The organism is Crocosphaera chwakensis CCY0110, assembly GCF_000169335.1.
GTDB lineage: Bacteria > Cyanobacteriota > Cyanobacteriia > Cyanobacteriales > Microcystaceae > Crocosphaera > Crocosphaera chwakensis.
The window spans coordinates 14,770-38,419 of sequence record NZ_AAXW01000046.1 but is presented as its reverse complement, the minus strand read 5'-3'; the positions used below and the strand labels follow the sequence as shown (position 1 = coordinate 38,419).

The 23,650-nt window shown below is 37.4% G+C and carries 20 protein-coding genes and 2 pseudogenes; 15 read left to right on the top strand and 7 right to left on the bottom strand.

Features of this window, described 5'->3' with window-relative positions:
• Nucleotides 1-214, top strand: a pseudogene (locus tag CY0110_RS31060) (zinc ribbon domain-containing protein); the annotation flags it as partial.
• A 191-nt stretch (nt 215-405) separates the two neighbouring features.
• On the opposite strand, the gene CY0110_RS20940 reads toward CY0110_RS31060, so the two are convergent.
• Together CY0110_RS20940 and CY0110_RS20935 are read right to left on the bottom strand one after the other, a co-directional pair.
• Entirely contained in the window at nt 406-1,587 is a 1,182-nt protein-coding gene (locus tag CY0110_RS20940) for a hypothetical protein (RefSeq protein ID WP_008277552.1), read from the bottom strand.
• Between the two features lie 90 nt (nt 1,588-1,677).
• Nucleotides 1,678-2,487 carry a S1 family peptidase gene (locus CY0110_RS20935; protein ID WP_232285768.1) on the bottom strand — a complete coding sequence of 270 codons (810 nt, stop codon included), beginning with the start codon at nt 2,485-2,487 and terminating at the stop codon, nt 1,678-1,680.
• Nucleotides 2,488-2,843: 356 nt separating this feature from the next.
• Between CY0110_RS20935 and CY0110_RS20930 the strand changes: the two genes are divergently transcribed.
• Complete coding sequence (locus tag CY0110_RS20930; RefSeq protein ID WP_008277550.1) at nt 2,844-3,125, top strand: hypothetical protein; 282 nt, start codon at nt 2,844-2,846, stop codon at nt 3,123-3,125.
• 680 nt (nt 3,126-3,805) lie between these two features.
• Entirely contained in the window at nt 3,806-6,901 is a 3,096-nt protein-coding gene (locus tag CY0110_RS20925) for a phage/plasmid primase, P4 family (RefSeq protein WP_008277548.1), read from the top strand.
• A gap of 265 nt (nt 6,902-7,166) precedes the next feature.
• On the opposite strand, the gene CY0110_RS20920 is transcribed toward CY0110_RS20925, so the two are convergent.
• The gene (locus CY0110_RS20920) at nt 7,167-7,502 is read right to left on the bottom strand and encodes a hypothetical protein (protein WP_008277432.1); all 336 of its coding nucleotides are present in this window, start codon (nt 7,500-7,502) and stop codon (nt 7,167-7,169) included.
• Nucleotides 7,503-7,641: 139 nt separating this feature from the next.
• Here CY0110_RS20920 and lexA point away from each other — a divergent pair, with 139 nt between their 5' ends.
• Both lexA and CY0110_RS20910 read left to right on the top strand, forming a co-directional pair.
• Nucleotides 7,642-8,265 (top strand): transcriptional repressor LexA, encoded by a 624-nt coding sequence (lexA, locus tag CY0110_RS20915; protein WP_008277547.1) that lies wholly within the window; start codon nt 7,642-7,644, stop codon nt 8,263-8,265.
• A 42-nt stretch (nt 8,266-8,307) separates the two neighbouring features.
• A complete protein-coding gene (locus CY0110_RS20910; protein ID WP_008277546.1) occupies nt 8,308-8,568 on the top strand; it encodes a hypothetical protein in 261 nt (86 codons plus the stop codon).
• Here CY0110_RS20910 and CY0110_RS20905 read toward each other — a convergent pair whose 3' ends face one another.
• Both CY0110_RS20905 and CY0110_RS20900 read right to left on the bottom strand, forming a co-directional pair.
• Nucleotides 8,569-9,012 (bottom strand): hypothetical protein, encoded by a 444-nt coding sequence (locus tag CY0110_RS20905; RefSeq protein ID WP_008277545.1) that lies wholly within the window; start codon nt 9,010-9,012, stop codon nt 8,569-8,571.
• Nucleotides 9,013-9,015: 3 nt separating this feature from the next.
• Nucleotides 9,016-9,501, bottom strand: coding sequence for a hypothetical protein (locus tag CY0110_RS20900; protein ID WP_008277544.1), 486 nt, complete (start codon nt 9,499-9,501; stop codon nt 9,016-9,018).
• Nucleotides 9,502-9,581: 80 nt separating this feature from the next.
• Between CY0110_RS20900 and CY0110_RS31560 the strand changes: the two genes are divergently transcribed.
• Nucleotides 9,582-9,785 (top strand): DUF6753 family protein, encoded by a 204-nt coding sequence (locus CY0110_RS31560; RefSeq protein WP_332306411.1) that lies wholly within the window; start codon nt 9,582-9,584, stop codon nt 9,783-9,785.
• Between the two features lie 111 nt (nt 9,786-9,896).
• On the opposite strand, the gene CY0110_RS20895 is transcribed toward CY0110_RS31560, so the two are convergent.
• Nucleotides 9,897-10,175: a hypothetical protein gene (locus CY0110_RS20895; protein WP_008277543.1), complete on the bottom strand. Its 279-nt coding sequence runs from the start codon at nt 10,173-10,175 to the stop codon at nt 9,897-9,899.
• Nucleotides 10,176-10,351: 176 nt separating this feature from the next.
• On the opposite strand from CY0110_RS20895, the gene CY0110_RS20890 reads away from it, so the two are divergent.
• The 9 genes and pseudogenes from CY0110_RS20890 (at nt 10,352) to CY0110_RS20855 (ending at nt 22,838) form a co-directional block, all read left to right on the top strand.
• Nucleotides 10,352-11,620 carry a hypothetical protein gene (locus CY0110_RS20890; RefSeq protein WP_008277542.1) on the top strand — a complete coding sequence of 423 codons (1,269 nt, stop codon included), beginning with the start codon at nt 10,352-10,354 and terminating at the stop codon, nt 11,618-11,620.
• A gap of 3 nt (nt 11,621-11,623) precedes the next feature.
• Nucleotides 11,624-12,637: an AAA family ATPase gene (locus tag CY0110_RS20885; protein WP_008277541.1), complete on the top strand. Its 1,014-nt coding sequence runs from the start codon at nt 11,624-11,626 to the stop codon at nt 12,635-12,637.
• A 91-nt stretch (nt 12,638-12,728) separates the two neighbouring features.
• Entirely contained in the window at nt 12,729-15,590 is a 2,862-nt protein-coding gene (locus CY0110_RS20880; RefSeq protein ID WP_008277540.1) for a formylglycine-generating enzyme family protein, read from the top strand.
• A 164-nt stretch (nt 15,591-15,754) separates the two neighbouring features.
• Complete coding sequence (gene avd / locus CY0110_RS20875) at nt 15,755-16,093, top strand: diversity-generating retroelement protein Avd (RefSeq protein ID WP_008277539.1); 339 nt, start codon at nt 15,755-15,757, stop codon at nt 16,091-16,093.
• Nucleotides 16,094-16,135: 42 nt separating this feature from the next.
• Nucleotides 16,136-17,194, top strand: coding sequence for an RNA-directed DNA polymerase (locus CY0110_RS20870; RefSeq protein WP_008277538.1), 1,059 nt, complete (start codon nt 16,136-16,138; stop codon nt 17,192-17,194).
• 21 nt (nt 17,195-17,215) lie between these two features.
• Nucleotides 17,216-17,461, top strand: a pseudogene (locus CY0110_RS31555) (hypothetical protein); the annotation flags it as partial.
• A 46-nt stretch (nt 17,462-17,507) separates the two neighbouring features.
• Nucleotides 17,508-18,437 (top strand): formylglycine-generating enzyme family protein, encoded by a 930-nt coding sequence (locus CY0110_RS20865; RefSeq protein ID WP_008277536.1) that lies wholly within the window; start codon nt 17,508-17,510, stop codon nt 18,435-18,437.
• Between the two features lie 220 nt (nt 18,438-18,657).
• Entirely contained in the window at nt 18,658-18,921 is a 264-nt protein-coding gene (locus tag CY0110_RS20860) for a helix-turn-helix domain-containing protein (protein WP_008277535.1), read from the top strand.
• A gap of 302 nt (nt 18,922-19,223) precedes the next feature.
• A complete protein-coding gene (locus CY0110_RS20855) occupies nt 19,224-22,838 on the top strand; it encodes a plasmid replication protein, CyRepA1 family (protein ID WP_008277534.1) in 3,615 nt (1,204 codons plus the stop codon).
• Here the strand turns inward: CY0110_RS20855 and CY0110_RS20850 are convergent.
• A complete protein-coding gene (locus tag CY0110_RS20850) occupies nt 22,830-23,594 on the bottom strand; it encodes a hypothetical protein (RefSeq protein WP_008277533.1) in 765 nt (254 codons plus the stop codon). The genes CY0110_RS20855 and CY0110_RS20850 overlap by 9 nt on opposite strands.
• Nucleotides 23,595-23,650 lie beyond the last annotated feature (56 nt).

The window sequence follows — 23,650 nt, the reverse complement described above, 5'->3', positions numbered from 1 at the left end:
CTTAAATCAAGTTGGTAGCTTGCCTCTTGATATCGACAATGGACTTGTGAATCATGCCATACAACCCACGACAGAGACATTAACGCAGCGATTCTCTCAGAGACGAGGGACTACGAATTTTGACTGTGGGACACGGGATAAAGCCTATCGCCAAACTGTAAGTCGTAGTAATAGAGGACGCAAGAAATCTACTACTCCGCTAGTTTCTGGGTAGGAAGCCAGCACCGTACGCTTGCGTCGGTGTCTGGTAGTTCACAGATCAAATACAATAATAAAAGTAGCCCTTTCAAAATGTTGTGATTATCTCCGATTTATAGTTAGGTAAAAGAATTCATGTTGGTAATCTAGAAAGTAGGGATAATAATTCTAAGGCAGGTATTCGAGCGTTTTGTTTAGCGGAATTTCTTATTGAATGTCTTGAAGTAAATTTTCAAAACTATTTCTGTTGGCTGGTAATTGATCGTACCAATAATTGGGATCGAAAAATTCTACGGTATTTCCACTGCCCCAAGTTTGAGGTAGTCTTTGCAACTCTCTTATTAGGTCAGCATCATTGGCTTTACCTGTATTTCGATTAAAGGCATTGGCTCCAACTAAAATAGGTATAACAGCATCTTTAAAGTTATCAAAGGAAAGCTCAATTCTAAATTTTGCACGATCTTCAATCATATTTTGAAGTTTAGCTGCTTTGAGAACGCTGGCAACTGCATTAGCACAGCCCCCATAAATCTGATGTTCTTCTCCACCAATTAAATAACTTTTCATTGGTTGAGGTTGGCCTAAATTGGCAACTGGCTTAGGATTTAATAAATCCCCGATTTTTCTGACTTCTGTGGTGTTTAATCCATAATCTTTTGGAGCGCCAGAAGTATTAATATTGCTGGTCTGATGTTTTATTTCTTTTAACAAAGAAAATGTTTTTTCAGCTTCAGTTCCCTTTAAAGTTTGCTTTGATACTCTAGGTGGGGAGTGTTTTTTAACACGTCCTTTAAACTCTTCGATGGTTTCAAAAGTACCATCACTCAAGTGTCCTGCCAGTGTTTCTAGTAAATAGCAACAAGCTAAAATTCTAGGGAATCCTCTTTGGTAAGGTTCGCTCTTGGGAAATTTTGGATTAACTGTGCTAAGGTCGAATGTTTTGCTCAAATGATCGTACCATCTAATATACATACCGACATTCGAGCCTGTATTGCTAAAAACAATCTGTTCTGATGAACCATTAATATGTTGATACTTAGCGTAGAGTGCGGCGTGTCCAATTATTGAACCTTTATTATAAATATTTACTAACAATTGAATTAGAGCAGTGGGGCTTAAAAAACTTAGTAAAAGTAATCCTCCTCGTCTATAAATTTCTTGCTGAATGTAAGCCCAGATAACATAAGCACCTTTTTCGGCAACCTCTTGCGGAGAAGAGCTATTCCAGGGAATTTTTCCTCCGACACTTCTCCATATAATTACGTATATATTTAAGGTTGGTTCCGTTGTTTTTGCTACAGTTGGTAATATTAATTTATGGGTTAATCCTACTCCGACAGATGCTCCTGCACCTATAAGAAATTTACGACGAGTCGCTGAATTTTTCATAATTAATCTTTATTTTCTTGTTCTTTTTACTCTTGGAGCCAAATTTTTGACCTTAGTTAGAAAGCTTTTTTAACTGACCTTTTTTTGTATCTAGCAACCCAAAAAAATACAAATTTTTTGGATGGTTTCTATTGTCCAATCCACATTGTCTCTGAGCTTGTTAACATCGACACGATCTCTTGAATCTATCTGAGGAACTTCGGTTGAAACGAGGGTGTTGTCATCCGATTCTTGCGGTAAGGAGTAAACTATCTTTAGATTGTAATTAAGACCGTTTTGTGAGACTCTGGCTAACATTGTAGACACAGGAATTCCATAGTTAAATCCAGTTTTTGCTGAAACTTGGTCTCTATCTCCTAAACCATGAATACCCACTAACCGTCCTGCTGCATCTAATATTTGTCCTCCTGACATTCCCCCCTGAGTAACGTTTGTATAGCCGATTGCATAGCCATCGTCAGAATTCTTTAAAATAGTTGAAATTGATCCACTTGTAAATTGACGATTAATTTGACCCAAGGAAGGGGGCCATCCAGATAAGTAGACAGGCTGACCAGGAGATAGCTGATATGTCGCTATTGTGATTGGTTCGTAGTTTCGATTACATTGAAATTCTACAATAGCTAAATCTTCAGAAGAAAACCAATTAACGTTGTCAACTTTATATGTCTGCTCATCATAAGTTCTAATAATCATCTTTTCGACTTTCCCTTCACTCGAAAGAACAACATGACGATTAGTGACACCTATACATTTATTACCTTCTTTGGCAATTAAAGATCCTGAACCAATACTTTGAGATTCGGTGATAATTAAAAGGGTTGTCTTGTGAGAAATTTCGTTGATCTGTGTTCCAGATTTTATTTTGGGATCTATTTCTGCCATAACTGGTGTCGACATAGAAATTGCATACATTCCAATCATTCCTAATGTTTTTATCCATTTGGGGAGCAGAACATCCGTAAATATAATTTTTGATTCGTACATAGTCTCAATCTTTTAAATTCAACTGATTATTAGAATATCTCGGCAAAAATTTTAAGAAAATTAAAAAGCCAATATTTAATTATTTTTTAATAAATCCTGAAAAACGTCTCTTTAAAAGATTTTTACTATATATTTAAGCGTCAGTTAAATATATACTTTTCTAATATATCACGTTTATGAATTATATTTAGTTTTTTTGTGATATAATTTTTATAGTTATTGCGATATAGGGGCTAAGACATCAACATGAAAGGATTAAAGGAGTAGTTATGAAGCAACTCCTAATGAACCCAAAAGTGTTACAAGCTCGATTAAAGGAACTAGGGTGGACTCAATATCGATTGGCGCAAGAATTAGATAAATTGCGTGGCGAAGAAAAAGGGGCTGCTAATTATTCTAGTACCGTCAAAAAAGTGTTGAGTGATCCCTCTTCAACGAGAACAAAAACTCTAGAAGATTTAATTAAAGCGATGGGAGGAGAAGTTTTTATCCGTTGGGAAAAAACTGAAAAAGTTGTCGTTAATCATGAAGAGGTGAAATTTAGTGATTAACTTTTTTAAAAGTCCGAAAAAAGTTCTATTGCTTACATCAGAACGAAAACTCTAAAATTCCCCATCCAAGTCTCAAAACTTGTTTGTAGTAAGCATCTGATATATAGTTGAGGTATTCTGTTAAGCCGGACTATTAATATACAGCAGAAGTTTCTCGAATTGAGAAACCCTTAAAAACGACGAAACGCCGAGTCATTGGGGAATGCGCGACGTTTCTAAAGTAAGGGCTTCTCTCTGTGAAATCTCTGTTAACCAAGTAAGGAGGCAACAATGAGATAAGAAAGAAATATAAAATTTTAGCAACGGTAATTAACCGCTATAACCTCATGATATAGGAAATTTGCGGTACAGGCAAGTTATGTCTATAAAAATAATTACTATTGCTATCCCGACGCTCAAGGGGACAAAGCATCCGATAAGCATTTAGTAATGACTATGCTTCAATACGCAAGCATAGAGTTAAGCAATTATTTAATTGAAATGAAATAGGAAAGACTGGTGATGCTCTGTCATGGCCGCTATGAAAGCTGGCAAGACAACAACTGGTGTTGCTACTAAGAAAGAACATACACCAGACCCAAAATATATATTCATTTTTATCTTAGTTGTCCGAGCTTAGTTTTTCCAAGTGGTCATTACCGTAGGGTATCTCCAGTAGTACAGAGTAACTGGAGTCCAAAATGAATAACATTAATGAACAATATCTCAACGAGTGGGTCATCGGTTCAGGAGTCGACCCGGAAATCGTATTATTGAATGTGCGATCGCTTATCGCCTCTGATACCTACGACTTCCTGTTATACAGTGAAAACGTACCCCGTAGAAACGATGGACGTATCAACAACCGAACCCTGAAAGCCAACGCTCACCTAGAAGACGGGGGATGGGGAGTCAACGCTACTGACCCAGAAACAGGGAAAGAAATTCTTTGGGGTCAACTCAAACCCAATAACCCCAAAGTCACCCCGAATGGAAAAACCCGAAAATACGAAGTTCCACCCTTTGAACCAGTTGAAACCATCTGTCTCAAAGTTTCTCGACGTATTGGGTTAAAAGTCGCCAAAAAGTCAGGTCTTCTCAAGGAATACCGAGAAAGAATCAGAGAACAATGGATATTAACCGAGGGGATAACCTATAAAGAATTTCTACGGCAAAAGGATCAGTTATTCTGGAAATGGGTGAAGGAGAATCCGGAAGTGGCGATCGCCATTGTTGAGGGAACAAAGAAAGCAGGGGCCTTATTGTCCCAAGGGGTAGCAGCCGTATCAATACCTGGCATTTGGAACGGTAGCCCCAAAGATTCCGAGGGAAACCCCACATTACTCCCACAGCTTCAATATTTAGCCACGCCAGGCCGTGAGGTCGTAATAATCTTTGACCAAGACCAAAAACTGAAAACCCAAGCTGCGGTAATTGCAGCAAGGGAAAGACTAGCCAATTGCTTCCGTGATGCTTGTTGTAAAGTTTTGTTTCTTGATTGGGAAACGGAAGAGAAGGGGATCGATGATGCGATCTCGAAGAGATCCGCGGAGCGGTGCGTTGCCAGCGGTTCTCAATGGTTCCGTTCGGTGTGGGAAAATCGAAGTAATGAACCGGCCTCAATCAAAATAACAAAGCTAGAACATGACTTACCCAAGTGGAATGAGAAAAGGGTATGTGAGTATTTAGCCTCTTTATACAAAGATAGACTGATTTATGAAGGCACAACCAAAGATTGGTATTTATATAATGCCGAAAAAGAAGGAATATGGGATTTAATAACTAAAGAACGTTTAGAACAGAGGTTAATGCTAGAACTAGACGGATTGGTTGACAAAGCAGAAACCATTAGCCAGCAAATTCAAACGGCGATAAGTGCCGTAAAAGGAAGTAACAGGGATAGGTCACAAAAATCAGAGTTAATAGAGCAGTTAAAGGCACAAATTCCCAAAATATCAGATTATAAGTTTACCTTTGTCGAAGCCATAGGTAAACGGTTATCTAGGGTGTTGCTAGTTAACGAAATGTCTACTAATAGCCAAAAAGGACTTATCCCCTTTCGGAATGGGGTGTTAGACTTAGAAACCAGAGAACTATGGCCTCATAGTCCCACAAACTATCTAACATGGTGCTTGCCTTACGATTACAACCCTTTGGCATCTTGTAACCCCATAAAACAATGGCTCTTAGAGATGATGGAAGGAGATGAAACACTCGTTAATTTAATCAGGGCTTACCTTCATGGCATCGTCACAGGAAGGGCGGACTGGCAGAAATTCCTGGCTTTATGTGGACCGGGGGGAAGTGGGAAGTCCACGTTAACCAAATTAGCGATCGCACTGGTTGGGGCTGAGAATGTTCACGTCACCGACTTAGACATTTTGGAGAAGGATAAATTCGAGACTGCTAACATCAAAGACAAGAGACTGGTGATTATTAATGAGGCAACGAGCTATCGAGGCGTGAAAAAACTCAAGGCATTAACAGGAGGCGATCGCTTAAGATTTGAACAGAAGTACAAACAAGCTCTAGCCAGCTTCTACCCAGATGCTTTGGTAATTATCACCTCAAACGAACCAATCAAAACCGGAGATCATACCAGTGGGTTATACCGTCGGGAGATTCCCTTATCGATGAATCGACGTATTGCTGAAAGAGATCAACGGAAGCTGATTGACCATGATAGGGACAATAATCTAACAGGAGAATTTGCCCCATACATACCAGGGCTTCTAAATTGGGTTTTAGAAATGGATAGTAATGATGCTACCACTATCATCAAAGACCCACTCAACTACGCGGTAGGACTCCTAAAAAGCAAACTAGAGAACTTAATTGATACCAATAGCATTGCAGCGTGGCTAAACGAGAAGATCACTTACATCGATAGATACGAGACACAAATCGGTTGTAAGTCACCTTTGGGAGAATCAAAGGAGAATATCTGGTTATATGCCAATTATTGTCAATATTGCTCATTATCGGGCATCAATACTATTTCATTAACTCGTTTCTCTTATTTGCTATTAGACCTGTGTAACAACCAGTTAGGTTTCACTGTGAGGAAAGGACGCGATCGCAAAGGGGCATTTATTCAGGGGTTGAAAATTCGGGATCATTTGGACGAGGATTTACCACCATTAATCGAAGGATTGTATCGTTCATCATGTGAAGAGTCGGTGGTGAGTGTAACCGGTGGTGTGATGGGTAGTGTGATGGCTGAAACCCCCATCAGTGATGAATGTGACGGGTGTGTTGAACTTTCTGGAACTTCTAACAAAACTTCATCATCATCAGTTGGACTTTTAGAGAAAGTTTTAGTTTCAACGGAGGCAGAAATGGAAATAGAAAAAACTGAAAAATACCCGTCACAGCCGTCACACTCAACATCCGCAAGGGTTACAGACGATAGCCAGCCCGTTACAAGCCATCACACAGCTACTTCTAGGGGAGAATTAATGAAACAGATTGACTCTCAGATGTCCCAACTAGGATGGTCAACCAATACGGGGAAAGAGTACCTACTGAGTCAATATGGTGTTAGTTCTAGAAAACGTTTAAGTGATTCACAGTTGCTAGAGTTCTACAACAATCTCAAAGAAGCTTCACAGCAACATCGTTTATCAACCCCTGATTATGAAGTGGGACAGTTGTTACAAGGGTTAATTCCCCATCCGATGGGAATGATGAAGATTAAAGGAAAAGTGGTTGAGATTGATGGTAATTATTATTTAGAAGACAAACAAGGAGTTACTTATACAATATCTGTAATGGAGGAGATAACGGTGTTAGTTTAATTAGAGTGGGACTAGCATGATTAGGGTAAAAAGCCCCATAATTGGGGCAACGTACACTATTAATTACTGGGTGCTTCTCTAGGCTAACAAATACTTAAGAATTTGGCAGACTAGGAAAGACAATAACGGGAAAAAGTAAATGGGAGAATAAATCTGAATAAACTTTCTGTTTCTTTCTAAAATTTTTACCTTATTTATATATCCTTGAGGACTCTCTTCCATTTTATTAATTATTCCCCTTATTCTTTTCTGGAAAAAAAATAAACTAAAAAAAAGAAGGCAGTAAAGTTAAAGAATGGGATTCTATCCATTGCCATTGCCAAGGATGAGGAGAATCAAACCAAGCGATAAGATAAAGATGATTATTAACAGAAGGTCGAATCTGTTGAACAGAACCATAAGAAAAAGAACAAATATGTCGGACAAGATCATGAACTCGGAAATAAGGACGACCTTGAGTGACATCGGCAAGACGTTCATGGTGAGCTTCGGTAATGGCAGCTAATTGTTCTGCCAGAGTGGGATTGTGGTTGATAGCTAAGAAGAGAAGCTTATCAACAAAGGGGTCACGGGAATCTTGTTTGAGAGAAGGAGAGTACATGAACAAAAACTGCTATATAGTACAATAATACCAATTGACAACGAAAAGTCAACTATCCTTATAAAATTTACCCAAGAAACAGAACCTTAGTATTAAAATACAAGTAAACTAGGATCAGTTTCAGAAATATCCCAGAGCTATGGAGCCATTAACCCCTGCTCAAAAAGAGTTATACGACTGGCTGGTTCATTATATCAACCAGAATCAACACGCTCCTTCGATTCGTCAGATGATGAGAGCGATGAATTTACGTTCTCCAGCCCCTGTTCAATCTCGTCTCGGAAGAATGAGAGATAAGGGTTATGTGACATGGATTGAAGGAAAAGCAAGAACCATCAAACCCCTAAAAGTCAAGAAACCTGGGATTGTTATCAAAGGGGCCATAGCTGCCGGTGGTTTAGTTGAACCTTTCACTGACGAACAATCAAACCTAGAACTTCCCTACGTTCTCAACCAAGATGATTACTATGCTTTACGAGTTGAGGGTAATGGGTTAGTTGAGAATGCGATCTCGAAGAGATCCGCTTCGCGGTGCGCCCATGAAGACATAGCTATTATCCGTCGTTTAGCTCCAGAAGAAACAGTGAAAAACGGGGAATTTGTCGCTGCTAATGTCGAAGGCTATGGTGTCACATTAGGAAGATACACATTAGATTTTTCTGAGGTAATATTGACTTCTTTTAATAAAGAAACCTCCTTGAAAGTTCCGAGAACAACTGTAAAAATACAAGGGGTTGTTGTAGGAATATGGAGAAATAATTAGTAAGATTTTATAGTATAATAAAGGTGAATAAAAGGTAGATTTATGAGTAAATCTTCTAAAGAAACTAAAATTAAAAATACTGAGGATAATGACGAAACTAATTCGGAAGATGAACTATTAGTTAGACAGAGTAATAAATGGAAAAGTTACTCAAATTCTCATAATGAAATTAGAGAAGACATTAGATTAGATAGTTTTCAAGAATTTAATGATGAATATGGTCGGAATAAAGAAAGTGATCTTGTTGGTGAACAAGAAGATTTAACTGAAGATTACCTAGATTCTCTGAGCATATTTGAATGATTATTTGTGAGTAGAAGACAACTGTTGTTTCAATTCTTGTATCTCAGTTTGAAGAGTTTGAACTTGGGTAATTAATTCCATGACTAAAGTTGTTAGTGCTGGTTGGTGAAGTTCTCTTTTTGATGGTTGATTAGCCATATTCGCCTGTTGTTCTATTTTTTCAAGTTGTTTTAGTAATTTCTCAATCTGATTACGACGCTCAATAGCGGTCTTCATTTCGAGATATTTTTCACTATCAGCACTACCCAAATAACTTACCATTTTATTTTTAGGTTTACCACTTTTAGTTCGATGATCATAGTCAGCTTTCAGGAGACGATAATAGGTGTATTTTTTGTCTTTTTTCTTAATACTACTAGAACTAATCCAAGTATTAGGAGGTGCCACATCTCCACTAGCTCGAATTTGTTTAATTTCCTCTTGAATTTGAGCAACTGTTACCATAAATTACCTTAGTTGAGTTCTCAGTGACGGGTTTTGTTTTAATTGTAAAATAAACTCTTTCTTCATCCATGCCACTTCCTCTACCAAACCTTGCACCTGTTGCACTAACTCTGCTACCAAGGTAGTTAGTGCTGATTGCTTACTCCGTTGCCTATTCTTGGTTGATGCGACACTAACTTGTTGCTCTAACTTATACAGCTTCCTCTCTAACCTCTGAATCTCATTGCGACGGGCGATCGCCTTAACCATCTCCCGATAAGCTATACTCTCAACCGTCCCCAAATACTGTACCATTTTGGTTTTTCGTTGAGGATTCGGGTTATCTTTCGTAGCAGGAGGGTAATAAGCTTTCATTAGCCTGTAATAAGTGTAACGTTTACCGTTTTTCTTGGTGATGCTACTTGTTCCGATCCAGGTGTTGGGAGGTGCGACTTTTCCTTGACTTCGTAGTTGATTGATACGAGCTTTGATGGCAAGTTTCGAGGACATTGGTTTTAGGTTAGTGCTGATGTATTTTATTGTAGTTCGGCACTAACGAGCAAGTCAAGGGGCGATCATCGAGTGTTGTTCTGCGATCGCTAATTTCTACAGTAGCTATTCGTCTAACTACCTTTTGTTCGGAAGGGTTTGCAGGGACAACCGTCCCACCGTGGGTACAAGGAAAACTGACGGGTAATTATAGTACGCCCTTGCATGATAAGTTAACTCATGACCAAATGGATGCTTTGAATTGGGCGATGAGCAGAGAAGGACTATGCCCGAAAGATTATTAACGTTTCTTGAAGAAAATAATTAAATAATCAGACTGTATTGATTTATAGTAGTAATAACAAACAAAAAGACACAACATTAGGCATTTATCCTATAGTCGTGTCCAAGATACTTCAAGTTAATTTTTGGGATTGAGTCGGAGTTAGTGAGGTTGTATTACTGATCTGACTCTGCTTGGTTCTCAAGGTGAACCTGAGTTTCTTGTTGTTGCGGTGGGGGATTTGAGAATTTAAAGTTGCACCCACTCCTAATAAAGCAGTGATAATCATGAGAATTTCGATAACTGCCTTAATAGTTTCTTTCATTGCAGAGTCTGTCATGATTACTTCAATGTTTATTTTGTTAGCAGACTCTTCTCGGTTATCATTCACTTGTTTGGGTTTTTTAGCCATAATAATTGGTTCCTTTTGATTCAAGTTATGTATTGGTTTGAGATTAAATCTCTTGTCCAACTGATCATCATCATAAGAGCATTAACTTAGTAAGAGAACATTCTGATCAGCCCTGATCTGAACTGATCACAACTGATCAAAAATCTGACAATATAGAGGACTTAAGTACACATTAAATGGCAGATACTATCACACTAACTAAGAGCGATAGACAGTATTTGCTCCAAAAATTCAACGATTTCAAAGATAGTTCTGGCTGTCGAGAGAATAACAAATGTCCAATTTTAGCTGAAGCCGCTAAGATTAGATTAAAGTCGCAAGTTAAAAAACATATTATAAAACAGAAAAAAACAGGAATAAAATTTGTTGAGTCAAATTATACAAAATATCATATTTATAGTTCTTGTCTAATTGAAAATAGGCAAAAATATGAAGAACTTTTTACTATCAAACCAAACTGTGAATACTTTATTTTAAATGGTGGAATTTATTACATCCAATTTGATAAAATTTTAGAGCTTTTCGATCAATTTATTGTTCGTGCTAATGATCTTTCCTGGCCTACTTTTAGACGTTTAGTCGGCAAGCTAAATAAAGATCAGGATGAGATATCTATTAACAAAACTGCCGTAATATTTTTCTGTGCTGCATTGGGAGTTAAGTTAGAAGACTTAGAAAGATATCAAACGACTGACAAGCATATTCAGCCATTATTCAAACAAATTTATCATGAAGAAACAAGAGAAGAAAAAATAGAACGACAACAAATTGATAACTGTTTATCTAGCTGTTTTAATTATGATTCAGAATTAGCACAACTAAAACAAATTGCTTTGAAGTGTGATCATAGAATGCAACTATATACTTTAATAGGTGATGATCGAAGATATTTTCAATGGCTGATTAAAAGAATTAAATATGAAATTAAACAATGGAATTATTTAGAGGATTGTGTCATTATTGATGACATTTCTGTTACCAGTTCTAGTATAAATTTTAGTAGTGAGTACCTTAAAAGTCGGTTAAGAGAAAAAATCAGAATAAATACAATAAAAAAAGAGCTAAATAAACGTAATATTATTATGATTGTTAAAAATGTAGACTGTTTAGATCCAGCTTCTTTACAAGAAATTATCATCAATCAATTTTGGAATCAATTAAAAAAATCAGTATCTAACTCAACAGGCTTCTTTTTATTAATTTTACTAAGTCAAAAAAATCTAAGTTTTGTTGGCTCAAACATTTTAGAAAATATTCCTATAATTCCTCTCGAAAACCAATTTGATGAGCAAGATTTTATCAAAATTATTCCCAAATTAGCTATTGCCTTAAATGATCAAAATAATTGGAATGAAAATACTGTAAACTGGCTTTTAGAGCAAAGTGATGGAGGAAATCCTGAAAAAACATTTACCGCTTTTCATCAAAAAATACAAATTAACTAAAATATGAATAAAAAACTATTAACCTATACAGGAATAATCCAACCGGAGAAACCAGGGATTTATTATGACCCCATTCAACGAGAAATTTATCCCTATACCGCCGAAACTGACTTAATTGAGGTGGTTAACTTAGCCATTGATTTAAGAATGCCATTATTATTAGAAGGAGAACCCGGCTGTGGTAAAAGTCGCCTTGCCCATGCTTTAGTCTATGAATTTAATTATCGAAAAAAAAATAATCCCATTAAATATTATGAATGGACTGTACAATCTACCAGTAAAGCGGAAGAAAGTTTATATCAATATGATTATATTGGACGACTACAAGCAGCCCAAATTACTAAGTTAATTAATGATTCATCTACTAATATAAAAAAAACAGATGATACAGATTCTTTGGCTGTTAAAAATGAAGATAAGAATAATGAAAAAGATCCTGCTAATCCTAAAGATTGGGTTAATTTACAACCATTAGGTCTGGCATTTAAACAAAGTCAAGATCATCAAGAACAGTCCGTTGTCTTAATCGATGAGATTGATAAAGCTGACCGAGATTTCCCTAATGATTTACTTTTAGCTATCGAATCTCGTTGCTTTTTCGTTAAAGAAACACAAGAAAAAATTCAAGCCAATTCAGAATATTTACCCCTTATTATTATTACCAGTAATCAAGAAAAAACCTTACCTAATGCTTTTCTGAGACGCTGTATTTATCATTATATTGAATTCCCTGAACCAGAAACACTCATTGAAATCTTAACAAAACGTTTTACCGACCCAGAACAAGACGTTATCATAGAAGCTGTTGACCGATTTATGCAAGTTCGGAAGGCACAAGAAGATCATAAATCTCCAGGGGAGAAGAAAGTTAGCACTAGCGAATTAATTTTTTGGTTTAAATCCCTATTAAAATATGAACCAGATATTATGACAAAGAAACTTAAAGAAAAGAAACTTCCTCACGCTGGTATTTTACTCAAAAGTCGGGATGATTTACGAGACTATGGAGAGGTTTAAAGGAAGTTCTTTCGCCGTATGCACCTGCGCCGCAACTTCGTTTAGGAACTGTACAGAAGTTTTACATTTCTACTATGCAAACTAGATTAATATGACATCGCCATTATTAGAGTTATTTTATCAATTAAGAGATGAAGAAGGATTTTCTTTATCCATTGAACAATATAATTGTGCTAAAAATTATATTGTTCAAAAATTTTCTGATCATCCTAATAGTAATCTAATTACCAATCCTAACTTAACTAATCTTAAAACTAAACGAATTTGTGAATCTTTATGGGTTAAATCTCAAGAAGAAAAGCAGAAATTTAATGAAGCATGGGAGAAGATGCTTCAAAATGATCGAGAAGTTAAATTAACAACCAATCGAGATAATTCTATTATCAACCAACAAGACTTTGCTCAACCAATAGACTCGAAAAATAATTACGAAAACTCAACGATTACCATCAGTCAGTTTCCCCAGGAACCACCTCTCCCTCCTTCTCCTTCCTCTCCTCTTCCTTCTCCTCAATTAACCCTAAAAGATCCCAAAATCGGTACAGCCTTAGAAATAAGAAAACGATGGAATGTCTTATCAAAAAATAACCCAGATTATTACCCCATTGCAACTGCTAAACTTCAAGAAAGTTGGGAACAATTACATCCTTTACCCTTTGAAAGCCCTCGGCGACAATGGGATCTTAAATCCACCGTTATCGAAGCAGCAAAACGAGGCTTTTTTGAGCGAGTAATTTATCAAAAAAAGCAACTTTATCGTCGGCAAATCGTTATTTTTATTGATCGCTCAGACTCCATGATTCCCTTTGTTGGCTTTGCCAGACTACTCCTTCACTGTTGGCAAGAAGCTGCTTCCTATTATTTCGACAATGTGATCTCAGAGGAAGTTTTAACCTCAGAAACGGGTTGGGACAGTCAATCCTTAAATCGAACCCTTCTTAATTACACTCCAGAATCTACCAGTTGTCTCATTTTCAGTGATGCTGGTGCAGCCAGGAAACGCTATGTCGAGGAACGTTTTAGCGAAACTGAAAACATCCTTCGACGTTTAACCCGAAGATTTAGCCGAGTGGCCTGGTTAAACCCCTTACCCTATCAACGCTGGTTCGGCACAACTGCTTTAGATATTGCCGATTTGTCGGAAGATATCCCCAATTTTGCTATGTTTGGCTTAGAAATTAAAGACTTTGACCGTCTCATTCCTTGGCTCAAAGAAGAGGCCATCCCGACTCGTCATTTTCAACCCGACTTTTCTCAACAATGGGAGCCATATCTGTCTGATGATGACTTTTTCAGCCCAGAAGACCGATTAAAGTTGTTTGAACAAGATTATGACGCAAATACCTGTGACCTCCTTAAACGAAGTGCCTTTCCCCTCAGTTTATCTCCAGATTTACTCTATTATCTCCGTCACCATCAAGACAAAAACAAACAACCCTCCTGGTATGCTATTGCTGATATTCTTCTCTCTGGCTTAGTCCGTCGCGTTGATCGAGAACTCTACGAAATGTCCCCCGACATTCGTAAAATTCTCCTAGAAAAATTGAGCAAAGAACAACTAAAAACTCTTGCTCATCAACTACAGACATACATAAGAGCGCAAATTGCTGAAAATAGCCTATTACCGCCGAACCTACAACATCAAGAATGGTTATCCCTAGCCTACCTACAACCCAGTCAAGCCGTTGACCAACTAAAACAAGCCCTAAAACAAGCCCTAGACCATAACAACCGAGTTCGTTTGGTTGGACTAACAACCTTATTAGAAAGTCTTTCCTCTGCACTTGAAGGCTATGAACCTTTGTTAATGGTTACAGAACCCCTGAACGCTTATTCAAGAGGAGATTTAACCGCCCTCGCTAATGCCCTGGAACGGGATATTGATAACGAACAAGACCTACAAAACGGCTTAATTGAACAAATTCAAACAATCTCACCCTTTAAATTCTCTCAATTAGAACCGCTAACCCTTAATATCCCAACCTTACAATTCGTTTTCACCGCAGAAACGGTCTTTGTTGACAACACTGGCAAAATTATTAAAAAACAACCCATCAAAGCTTATTATTACGACGAAATTTTAGAAGGAGAGACAGAGGAAAACAAAGATGATAATTTTGCTAATATTCGCATGATTTATATTCCAGCAGGGCAATTTTTCATGGGAACCCCAGACGAAGAAATTGAACAACTTTCTAAAAAGTATGATGCTGACTACTTCAATCAAGAGAAACTCCAACACTTAGTTAACGTTCCCTCTTTTTACCTCAGCCAAACCCCCATTACTCAAGCACAGTGGAAAGTGATCGCTTCAAGAGAGGATTTAAAAGTAGAACAGGATCTCCAACTAGAACCCTCAAACTTTAAAGGAAAAAATCGACCAGTTGAAAAAGTCAGTTGGGAAGAAGCAGTAGAATTTTGCCAAAGACTCTCAAAATGGACAGGAAAAGGCTACAAATTACCCAGTGAAGCTAAATGGGAATACGCTTGTCGTTCAGTTATCAATTCTCCCTCATCAGTCAACAATGAAGAATTAACCCTAAAACAATGGAATCAGCAATATCATCAACCCTTTCATTTTGGCCCAACCCTAACCTCAAAGATAGCAAATTATCGTGCTGACAAAACCTTTGCTGATGAACCAACGGGACAATATAGAAAGAAAACGATCCCTGTTGGTCAATTCTCTCCCAATGCGTTTGGACTCTACGATATGCACGGCAATGTCTGGGAATGGTGTGAAGATGACTATCATTCAAGCTATGATGGCGCACCTAATGATGGTAGTGCTTGGATAGATGAAAATTCGACTAGAACAAAAATACTCCGTGGCGGTGGCTGGATCTATAATCCACATTATTGCCGTTCGGCCTTTCGCAACCTCAGCAACCGCGACAACCACGAGAACGATGTTGGTTTTCGGGTGATGTGTGATGCCGGGAAGACTCAGTAACCCTTTTTTCTTTTTCCCTTTTCCTCTTTTTCCTCTGATTCTTTTCCCTTTTCAAAAGTCGCCTTAAGGCGACTCGCACTATTTTTTCAAATCTATACTATTAAGTATTGTAGGATTCGTTAAAGTAGAATCATAATCTCTTAAAAGTGGTAGCATGATTAGAAATGAAAGAATTATCCGTTATTCAAAAAACTCATGATTTAATCAAATGGTATATTCCCATTCTTGAGAAGTTACCCAGAACCTACAAATTTACTCTAGGGGAGAAAATCAGTAATCATCTCTATGAACTTTTAGAAGGATTAATAGAAGCAAAATATGCTCATCGTAAACTAGACATTCTCAAGAAGCTTAATATTAAATTAGATATTATTCGTCATCAAACCCAATTACTGCTAGAATTTGAATTAATCTCCTTAAAGCGATACAAATACGTCAATCAATTAATTAACGAAGTGGGAACAGAATTAGGGGGATGGATTAAACAACAAAATAAACGGTAATAATCATTTCCTGACTAATCAAATTAAATAAGAAATACTTTTATGAAACGTTACGGAAACCTTTGGCAAAAAATAATCCCCTTTGAAAACCTTTATTCAGCAGCAAAAAAAGCTCAAAAAGGTAAGCGATATCGAGATAATGTTTTAGACTTTAATTATAATTTAGCCACAGAACTTTTCAAGATTCAACAAGAATTAACCAACAAAACCTATCAACCGGGACAGTACCGAACGTTTCACCTGAGAGATCCCAAAAGTCGTTTAATCTCTGCTGCTCCCTATCGAGATCGAGTGGTTCATCATGCTCTTTGTAATATCATTGTTCCTATCTTTGAAAAAACTTTTATTTGCGATAGTTATGCCAATCGAGAAGGGTATGGAACTCATCGAGCCTTAAGACGATTTACTGACTTTCTTCGCACCCATACCTGCATTTTACAATGTGATATAAAAAAATATTTTCCCTCTATTGATCATCAAATTCTCAAACAGCTTATTCGACGGAAAATAAAATGTCAAGATACCCTCTGGTTAATCGATAAAATTATTGATAATAGTAATCCTCAAGAACCCACTATCCAATATTTTCCTAACGACACTCTGCTTACTCCCATTGAACGAAAACAGGGTTTACCCATTGGTAACTTAACCAGTCAATTTTTTGCCAATATCTATCTTAATCCCCTCGACCATTTTATAAAAGAACAGTTAAAATGTAAAGCCTACGTTCGTTATGTTGATGACTTTGCTTTATTTTCCTCTGACCCTGATTATTTAAAAGATTGTCGACAACAAATTGAAAACTTTTTAATCAGTTTACGTCTAAAAATTCATCCTGTAAAAAGTCAACTCTTTTCTACAAATATCGGAGCCACCTTTTTAGGATTTCGCATTTTTCATCATAAAATTAGAGTTAGAAACCAAAACATTCATCGGGGCAGACGCAGACTCAAACAATTACAAAAAGACTTTGCTCAAGGTAAAATTAATGTGTCCGATGTCATTACTTCTCTAAATAGCTGGAATGCCCATCTTGAACATGGCGATACATGGCAATTAAGGCAACAGATATTCACATCCCTTCTTTTTAAAAGGGACTGAAGAGGGGGTAGACGAACTCGACTCCGTGGCGGTAGCTGGATCAATAATCCACAAAATTGCCGTTCGGCCAATCGCAACAACAACAACCGCGACAACCACAACAACAATGTTGGTTTTCGGGTGATGTGTGATGCCGGGAGGTCTCTTTATTGCCAGAATCGGCAGGTGGGAATCTGTCGAGCGTGTACCCAAAGAGTCCAGTCTATTCCTGTGATGCTGGTAACGGTATCCAAAAATAAAACTGGGGTGGTGAACTTAGTAGGGTAAAACCGAAAAGCTTGCCATTCCTTCACCATCCTCAAATAAACTGGTTATGGCTACCACCCTCGAAACCATTCATACTACCAAAACCGTCTATCATTTCACTGAAGATTTAGGGGTTCCCCTGACCCTCCCTTTGCAAATGATTCAAATTCCTCGTGGTACGTTCATTATGGGAGCATCCACGAGAGAAGAAGGCAGCAGTAAGGATGAACAACCTGAACATCAAGTTACCCTCAATAGCTTTTTTATGGCACGTTATCCCGTCACTCAAGAACAATGGAAAGCGATCGCTGAACAGGAAGAGTTAAGAGTGTCCATCGAACTTGAACCAGATCCATCAGATTTTAAAGATGATTATCAAGAGGGTGAACAACAAATAACCCGTTGGAAAAGACCTGTAGAAAACGTCAGTTGGCAAGAAGCAATGGAATATTGTGCTAGATTATCTAAACTGACAGGAAAAACCTACAGTCTCCCTAGCGAAGCTCAATGGGAATATGCTTGTCGTGCTGGAACAGTCACCCCCTTTCATTTTGGAGAAACTATTACCACTGAATTAGCTAATTATGATGGAATTGGCGATGAAGAGGAGGGATGGAAAGGAAACTATGGCCAAGGTCCAAAAGGGATTTATCGCCAGCAAACAACGCCAGTGGATTATTTTAACGCTCCCAACGCCTTTGGGTTAAGTGATATGCACGGTAATGTCTGGGAATGGTGTTTAGATCCTTGGCATCCAAACTATGAAGACGCACCTTCTAACGGTCAAGTTTGGGATCAAGGAAAAGAAGACTTATACGACAACATTCAAAAAAATCTTGATGTTTTGTTAGAAGAGAATAGAACTCGTGTATTCCGTGGCGGTAGCTGGTTCGGTTATCCGCGGTATTGCCGTTCGGCCTTTCGCTACAACAACGACCGCGACGTCCGCCTCTACAATTTTGGTTTTCGGGTGATGTGTGATGCCGAGAGGACTTAGTTTCCCTTTACCCTTTTCCCCTCTTACCCTTTATACTCTTTTCTACTTTTTCCTTTTTTTCCGCCGAAGGCGGATCACTATATTTTTTGGACATTAGCTTGAGAAAAATCTAGAAGAAGTATTGCTACTGCAATCTTTATACTGTAGTATAAATAGTAGTGTAAACACACTAGGGTCAATCATCTAAAAATAATATTGGAGTAAGCTAAAGGAGGAAAAGATGAAAAACCAAAAAGTGAAAATACGACGTTATCAAGAAGCTGAAGTAGTTAATTTTGGAAAAAGATTAAAAGAAGCAAGAATGGCAGATGGCCGTTCGGTACAGGTTTTGGCAACTATGGCCGGAATCAGTTTGGGATATTGGTATCAATTAGAGAAAGAAGATCGAGAGTGGATCTCCGAGGAAGTATTGAGATCAATTGAGTCGGTTCTGGATACTGACTTTGGAGCGCAATTTTCTTACGACAAGCAGGAAGTTTCTTAATTAACCAAGCCTAGTCATTGTTTTAACAAAAACTAAAAAGCTGGCTAACCCCGATGGCAATTACGGAAATCTTTCCATGACCAACAGGGCTGAACCAAGCCCGAAAAGTATATTTTATTATTCTTATTCTCTCTCAAAATTTCCGAATAAAGCCAGTTTGAGGGTAGCCAGAAGGTTGTAACTACTTCTGGAGACATTGATGAAATCTATATATAGTCTGCCGTGTGGCGGATCTAAAGCTGATGGAAAATTTTTTCTAAAATTCATCACTTGCCCCCTAATATCGTGGATAGGGAGTACGTATGACCTGGTTTAGATATAATCGCCGTACTCCCTGTCCAGTATGCCAAGGAGAACGTCGTGACTGCCGACAAAACACAAGCACTGGCTTGGTTCACTGTCGAAGCAGTGAAGCCAACCCCCTCGATTACGTTTATCGTGGCCAGGACGCTTGGAACTTCAATATATGGGCTTATAAGCCCGATACCGATGCCTGGGCATCAGAACGTCGCCAAGAATGGTTAGAAGAACAGCAACGGCAACGAGAAAGACGGCAACAACAAGAAAGAGAACAACTTAATGCCCTATTACCTATCCGAGAACGAGATAGAGTCATCAGGGAAATTCTGAGTCAACTAACGTTAAGCGATCGCCATTATGAAATCCTGAGAGAAAGAGGAATAAGCGATCGCCAAATAACTGAGGCCAACTACCGCACTATAACCAAGTGGCAAAAATTAAGAAATTGTGTAGATATAAGATTATCAGGGGTAAACCAACGAGGGGACAAACTAAACAACCCTTGTGACGGTATCCTCATTCCGGTCCCAAACGAAAACGGATTGTACACCGGCCTAAGAATCAACAATCTTGATTCAGAAACCAACGAATTAGGGAAATACTTGTGGTTATCCTCAAAGAACTCTAGGGGGATACCCATTGATCTACCATCGGGAGAACTCCCCATCGCCACTTATTTACCTCATGAAGCCCCTTCAAAACAAATAATAGGGTTCACTGAGGGATTAGAGTATAAACCCCTTCTAGCCTCATCTAAAGTAGGGATTCCAATTATTGGAGCCAGTGGGGGGAACTTTGGCAGTAGTGCCGGGTCCATAGAGGATGCGATCGCCTCAATCAAGTCCCGATATGAATGGGATGAAGTTGAATTTATTCTGTATGCCGATGCTGGTTCAATTGTGAACAGTAATGTAGCGATCGCATACAGCAAATTAGGAAAAATCGTACCTGATTTACAAGTAGCTGATTGGGGACAGTTAGCCAATAAAGAAACTGGCTTAGACATTGACGAAATTGATATTGAAAACCTTGAGATAAGCTTAATTCCAATTGATGAGTTCAAGGAAAAATCAGACCAATTAATCTACCATAGAAAAGCTTTTAAAGCCTGGAAAAGTTGTAAACAGTTTACCCCAACAAAAACAGTAGAGCAGGAGTATTTAGACTTAAGTGTACCAGATAAGAACTCTGTATTATGCGGTAAATCAGGGTTAGGTACTGGTAAAACAACCAATACAATTGAGTGGTTTAAAAACTCCTTAGAGAACTATGGTGCTGTCAGTTTAGGATACAGAAACTCGTTACTTTATCAGTTTTGTGAGAAGACTTCTAAAGCAAAAAAAGAAACAGGTAAAAATATAGAATTCACCCATATCCATGAACAAGAAAGTAGCTTATATATTAGGAATCCTCAAGGAAAAGTCACAGCTTGTATTAACTCACATTATCGTTTTAACCCTAACGACTTTGATGAGAAAATCTTACTACTAGATGAAATCATCTCAGTGTTAAAACATCTGTTATTTTCCCGAACCATTAATAATCGGGAACAAGCAATAGAATTAGTCAAAGAAGCCATTAAAAAAGCCGATAGAATTATCTGTTTTGATGGTAATCTATCGGATATGTATTGTGATTTTATCGCAGCCTGTGACCCCACCAAAAAGATAGAAAAGGTAGAAAATACCTATAAAGGTAATAAACCTAACTTAGTTTTATTAGAAGGAACCATCAAGAAAACAAAACTAAGAAAACGGGATCATGCCCCTTGGCTGTATGACTTAATAACTATTAGCGATATGACAGGAGCGATCGCCTCTGACAATCAAACCTTACTAGAATCATTACATAGAATTTTAGACAAGTTAGGTTACAAAGTATTAAGAATTGACTCAAAAACAATCAATCAACCAGAAGTCAAGGAATTCTTAAAAGACCCTGATAAATATTTAAGGGAAAATAAAATAGACAGGTTATTATTTTCCCCTTCCTGCGAGAGTGGTTTAGATATTAAGATTGGTAACTATTTTACTCACTTCTTTGGCTTATTTTATGGGGCATTAGATGCTGACTCAATTACTCAGATAATAGGGAGAATCAGGGATAGTCAAGTGACCCGTTATCTATGGGTAAATCCCTTTATCAAAGTAGATGATAGGAATACTATTAAATCACCCTTCTTAGAAAAATTACAATATCATTTTAACCAGCGATTAACCCGTGACCTTCATTTAGCAATGGTTGGGGAAGATAATAAACAAGAATTAATCAGTGAGCTACTCACAAAAGTCAAAGAAGACTTAGATACTCCTGAGAGTAAATTAGCTCAACGATTAGAAGCAATGATTAACTATGAAAAAGCCAACCTGAGACAGTGTGTTTATTGGTTATTAGAGCAACAGGGATATGATATTTGTAATCGTTATACTCCCGAACATCAAGACCCATTTAAAACCGTTAATAAAGAAGTTTCAAAAGAAAAGATAAAAACTAGGTTTCAAAACTCAACAGATATCTTTGAATCTTCTGATAAGTACCTAGATAAACCTTGGATGATGTTAAGCCAAGACGCTCATTGGGAAGATAGATGTGCATTAATGAAAGCTAAATTAATTAAACTTTTACCTAATATAAATAACTGTAATTATTGGAGTCCTGAGTTAATTTACTTAGTTAAATATAAATACCCGAATCTGATTACTCAATTAGAAAATAGAATTTATCTTGAGAAATTTGACCAAGAAAACTCACCAGCCTTAGTGAAGGTTAAACGATTTTACAACAACTTATTAAATAAAGCCAGAATAGGTAAGCTTTGCCCTTGGAAAATTAAGCCCCGTTATCTATTTCTAAAAGCCTTGTTTGATTTAAGGTTATTGTACTTTATCGAAGTAGCAGGGGAATTCACCGCCGATAGTGAACCGGTCCAAGAATTGATTAAACGGGCTAACCAAAAGAAAATCTGGCAGGGTTTAGGAAGACGACCATCAAAAGACCCCATCAAGTTTGTGCGGTGGTTGCTTAATCAGATTGGCTATGATTTAAGCGATCGCCGTTTGTCGGATGAACAAAGAACAAGGGTATATAAGGTCATCCCCATTAAAATCAACATATTTGAAGTCATCGAACCCGACAGACACGATCACTTTGTTCATGGGGTCATCAGCAAACTAACCGAAATAATTGAGGCCAGAATAGAACGGGATTACTCACCCGAACATCTCCAAATCCTGAGATGGGACGATGAAAATATACTACAACAACAATCTTGTAGTACGGAAACCGAGAAAAAAAGTTACGATCAAACTCATGAGTCTAAAAATGGCTATAACCCAGACCAGCAAAAGAGAATTAATGATCCAGATGTGCCAATAATTGTGAAAGAAGATCAGCCACATCTGGATCACGAATCGATACTACAAAAAGCCAGTCCACCGGTTGATTGGCCAGTGAAGATAGGCCAATGGGTAAGAATTCAGGGTGATTTGTTAGACCATTCCCTAATCGGGGCTAAAGCGTTAGTTAAGGAGCTTAGAGATGGATTAAGCCGGTACGCTATCCTAGAGGTTAATGGAATTAGAAAATCGCTAAAACTTGAGTATTTAATGCTAGGCTAAAACACCACAAAGAATTTCCTGTGAACGAGTATAATGCTCATAATAATCTTTGACCCTATAAAACTTAGGAACATGAATACTATATCTATCCATCAAATTTTGTCTAGCTTCGTCATAGCCAATTTGCCCTATAATTTCAGAAACTTTGTAAGGACAATTGATATAATCATTATCACAAATATTAAGTTTAACTAAATTCCAATAATCCATAAAAGAGTCTTTTTTCGGTGTTAACCGAGCGTGACATGATTTTGTTTTAGTCACAAAATTGATATAGTTTGGATCTGCCTTAATGTCTTGTAATATTTTTAGTATAGAGTTTATATCATCATAGAAATTTTCAAAATCAAAAATACGTAGTCCATTAAGGCTCCGATAAACAGTAAGAATAGTTTTACTGTTAAACGTATAAGTTTGTAAGAATTCTAAATAAGAAGAGATGGCTTTGTCTTCTAGATCAATATCAGCTATTAATAATCTATTAGAAGTTAAAGTTATAGAGTTAGTTTGTTCAATAATTTCTGCTACAACCTGTCCTTTTTCTCTTATCTGTCCAGATTCTAGAACATCTTTATAAACTGTTTTTTCTATAGCTAAGAGATCAGCTTGTAAAGCGTAATCAATCGAAGGATAACATTCAGGCGGTTCTTCATCATTAGCCGTTTCCCATTCGTAAGCTTCTCTATACATCTCATCATAAGAATCTTCAATCGATTGGAGAATTTTGTGATAATTATCTTGAATGTTTTTAGTCATTTTCCCTTAACAATATAGGTTTAGTAACAAAATTAATCGGTTGTTTAAATAGTAAC

Bases quoted from the DNA above. Each gene is read 5' to 3' on its own strand.
- CY0110_RS20890 (WP_008277542.1), top strand. From the start codon at position 10,352: ATGGCAGATACTATCACACTAACTAAGAGCGATAGACAGTATTTGCTC.
- lexA (WP_008277547.1), top strand. From the start codon at position 7,642: ATGGAGCCATTAACCCCTGCTCAAAAAGAGTTATACGACTGGCTGGTT.
- CY0110_RS20905 (WP_008277545.1), bottom strand. From the start codon at position 9,012: ATGGTAACAGTTGCTCAAATTCAAGAGGAAATTAAACAAATTCGAGCT.
- CY0110_RS20900 (WP_008277544.1), bottom strand. From the start codon at position 9,501: ATGTCCTCGAAACTTGCCATCAAAGCTCGTATCAATCAACTACGAAGT.
- CY0110_RS20885 (WP_008277541.1), top strand. From the start codon at position 11,624: ATGAATAAAAAACTATTAACCTATACAGGAATAATCCAACCGGAGAAA.
- CY0110_RS20880 (WP_008277540.1), top strand. From the start codon at position 12,729: ATGACATCGCCATTATTAGAGTTATTTTATCAATTAAGAGATGAAGAA.
- CY0110_RS20935 (WP_232285768.1), bottom strand. From the start codon at position 2,487: ATGTCGACACCAGTTATGGCAGAAATAGATCCCAAAATAAAATCTGGA.
- CY0110_RS20865 (WP_008277536.1), top strand. From the start codon at position 17,508: ATGGCTACCACCCTCGAAACCATTCATACTACCAAAACCGTCTATCAT.
- CY0110_RS20920 (WP_008277432.1), bottom strand. From the start codon at position 7,502: ATGTACTCTCCTTCTCTCAAACAAGATTCCCGTGACCCCTTTGTTGAT.
- CY0110_RS20930 (WP_008277550.1), top strand. From the start codon at position 2,844: ATGAAGCAACTCCTAATGAACCCAAAAGTGTTACAAGCTCGATTAAAG.
- avd (WP_008277539.1), top strand. From the start codon at position 15,755: ATGAAAGAATTATCCGTTATTCAAAAAACTCATGATTTAATCAAATGG.
- CY0110_RS20860 (WP_008277535.1), top strand. From the start codon at position 18,658: ATGAAAAACCAAAAAGTGAAAATACGACGTTATCAAGAAGCTGAAGTA.
- CY0110_RS20855 (WP_008277534.1), top strand. From the start codon at position 19,224: ATGACCTGGTTTAGATATAATCGCCGTACTCCCTGTCCAGTATGCCAA.
- CY0110_RS20870 (WP_008277538.1), top strand. From the start codon at position 16,136: ATGAAACGTTACGGAAACCTTTGGCAAAAAATAATCCCCTTTGAAAAC.
- CY0110_RS20895 (WP_008277543.1), bottom strand. From the start codon at position 10,175: ATGGCTAAAAAACCCAAACAAGTGAATGATAACCGAGAAGAGTCTGCT.
- CY0110_RS20940 (WP_008277552.1), bottom strand. From the start codon at position 1,587: ATGAAAAATTCAGCGACTCGTCGTAAATTTCTTATAGGTGCAGGAGCA.
- CY0110_RS20925 (WP_008277548.1), top strand. From the start codon at position 3,806: ATGAATAACATTAATGAACAATATCTCAACGAGTGGGTCATCGGTTCA.
- CY0110_RS20910 (WP_008277546.1), top strand. From the start codon at position 8,308: ATGAGTAAATCTTCTAAAGAAACTAAAATTAAAAATACTGAGGATAAT.
- CY0110_RS20850 (WP_008277533.1), bottom strand. From the start codon at position 23,594: ATGACTAAAAACATTCAAGATAATTATCACAAAATTCTCCAATCGATT.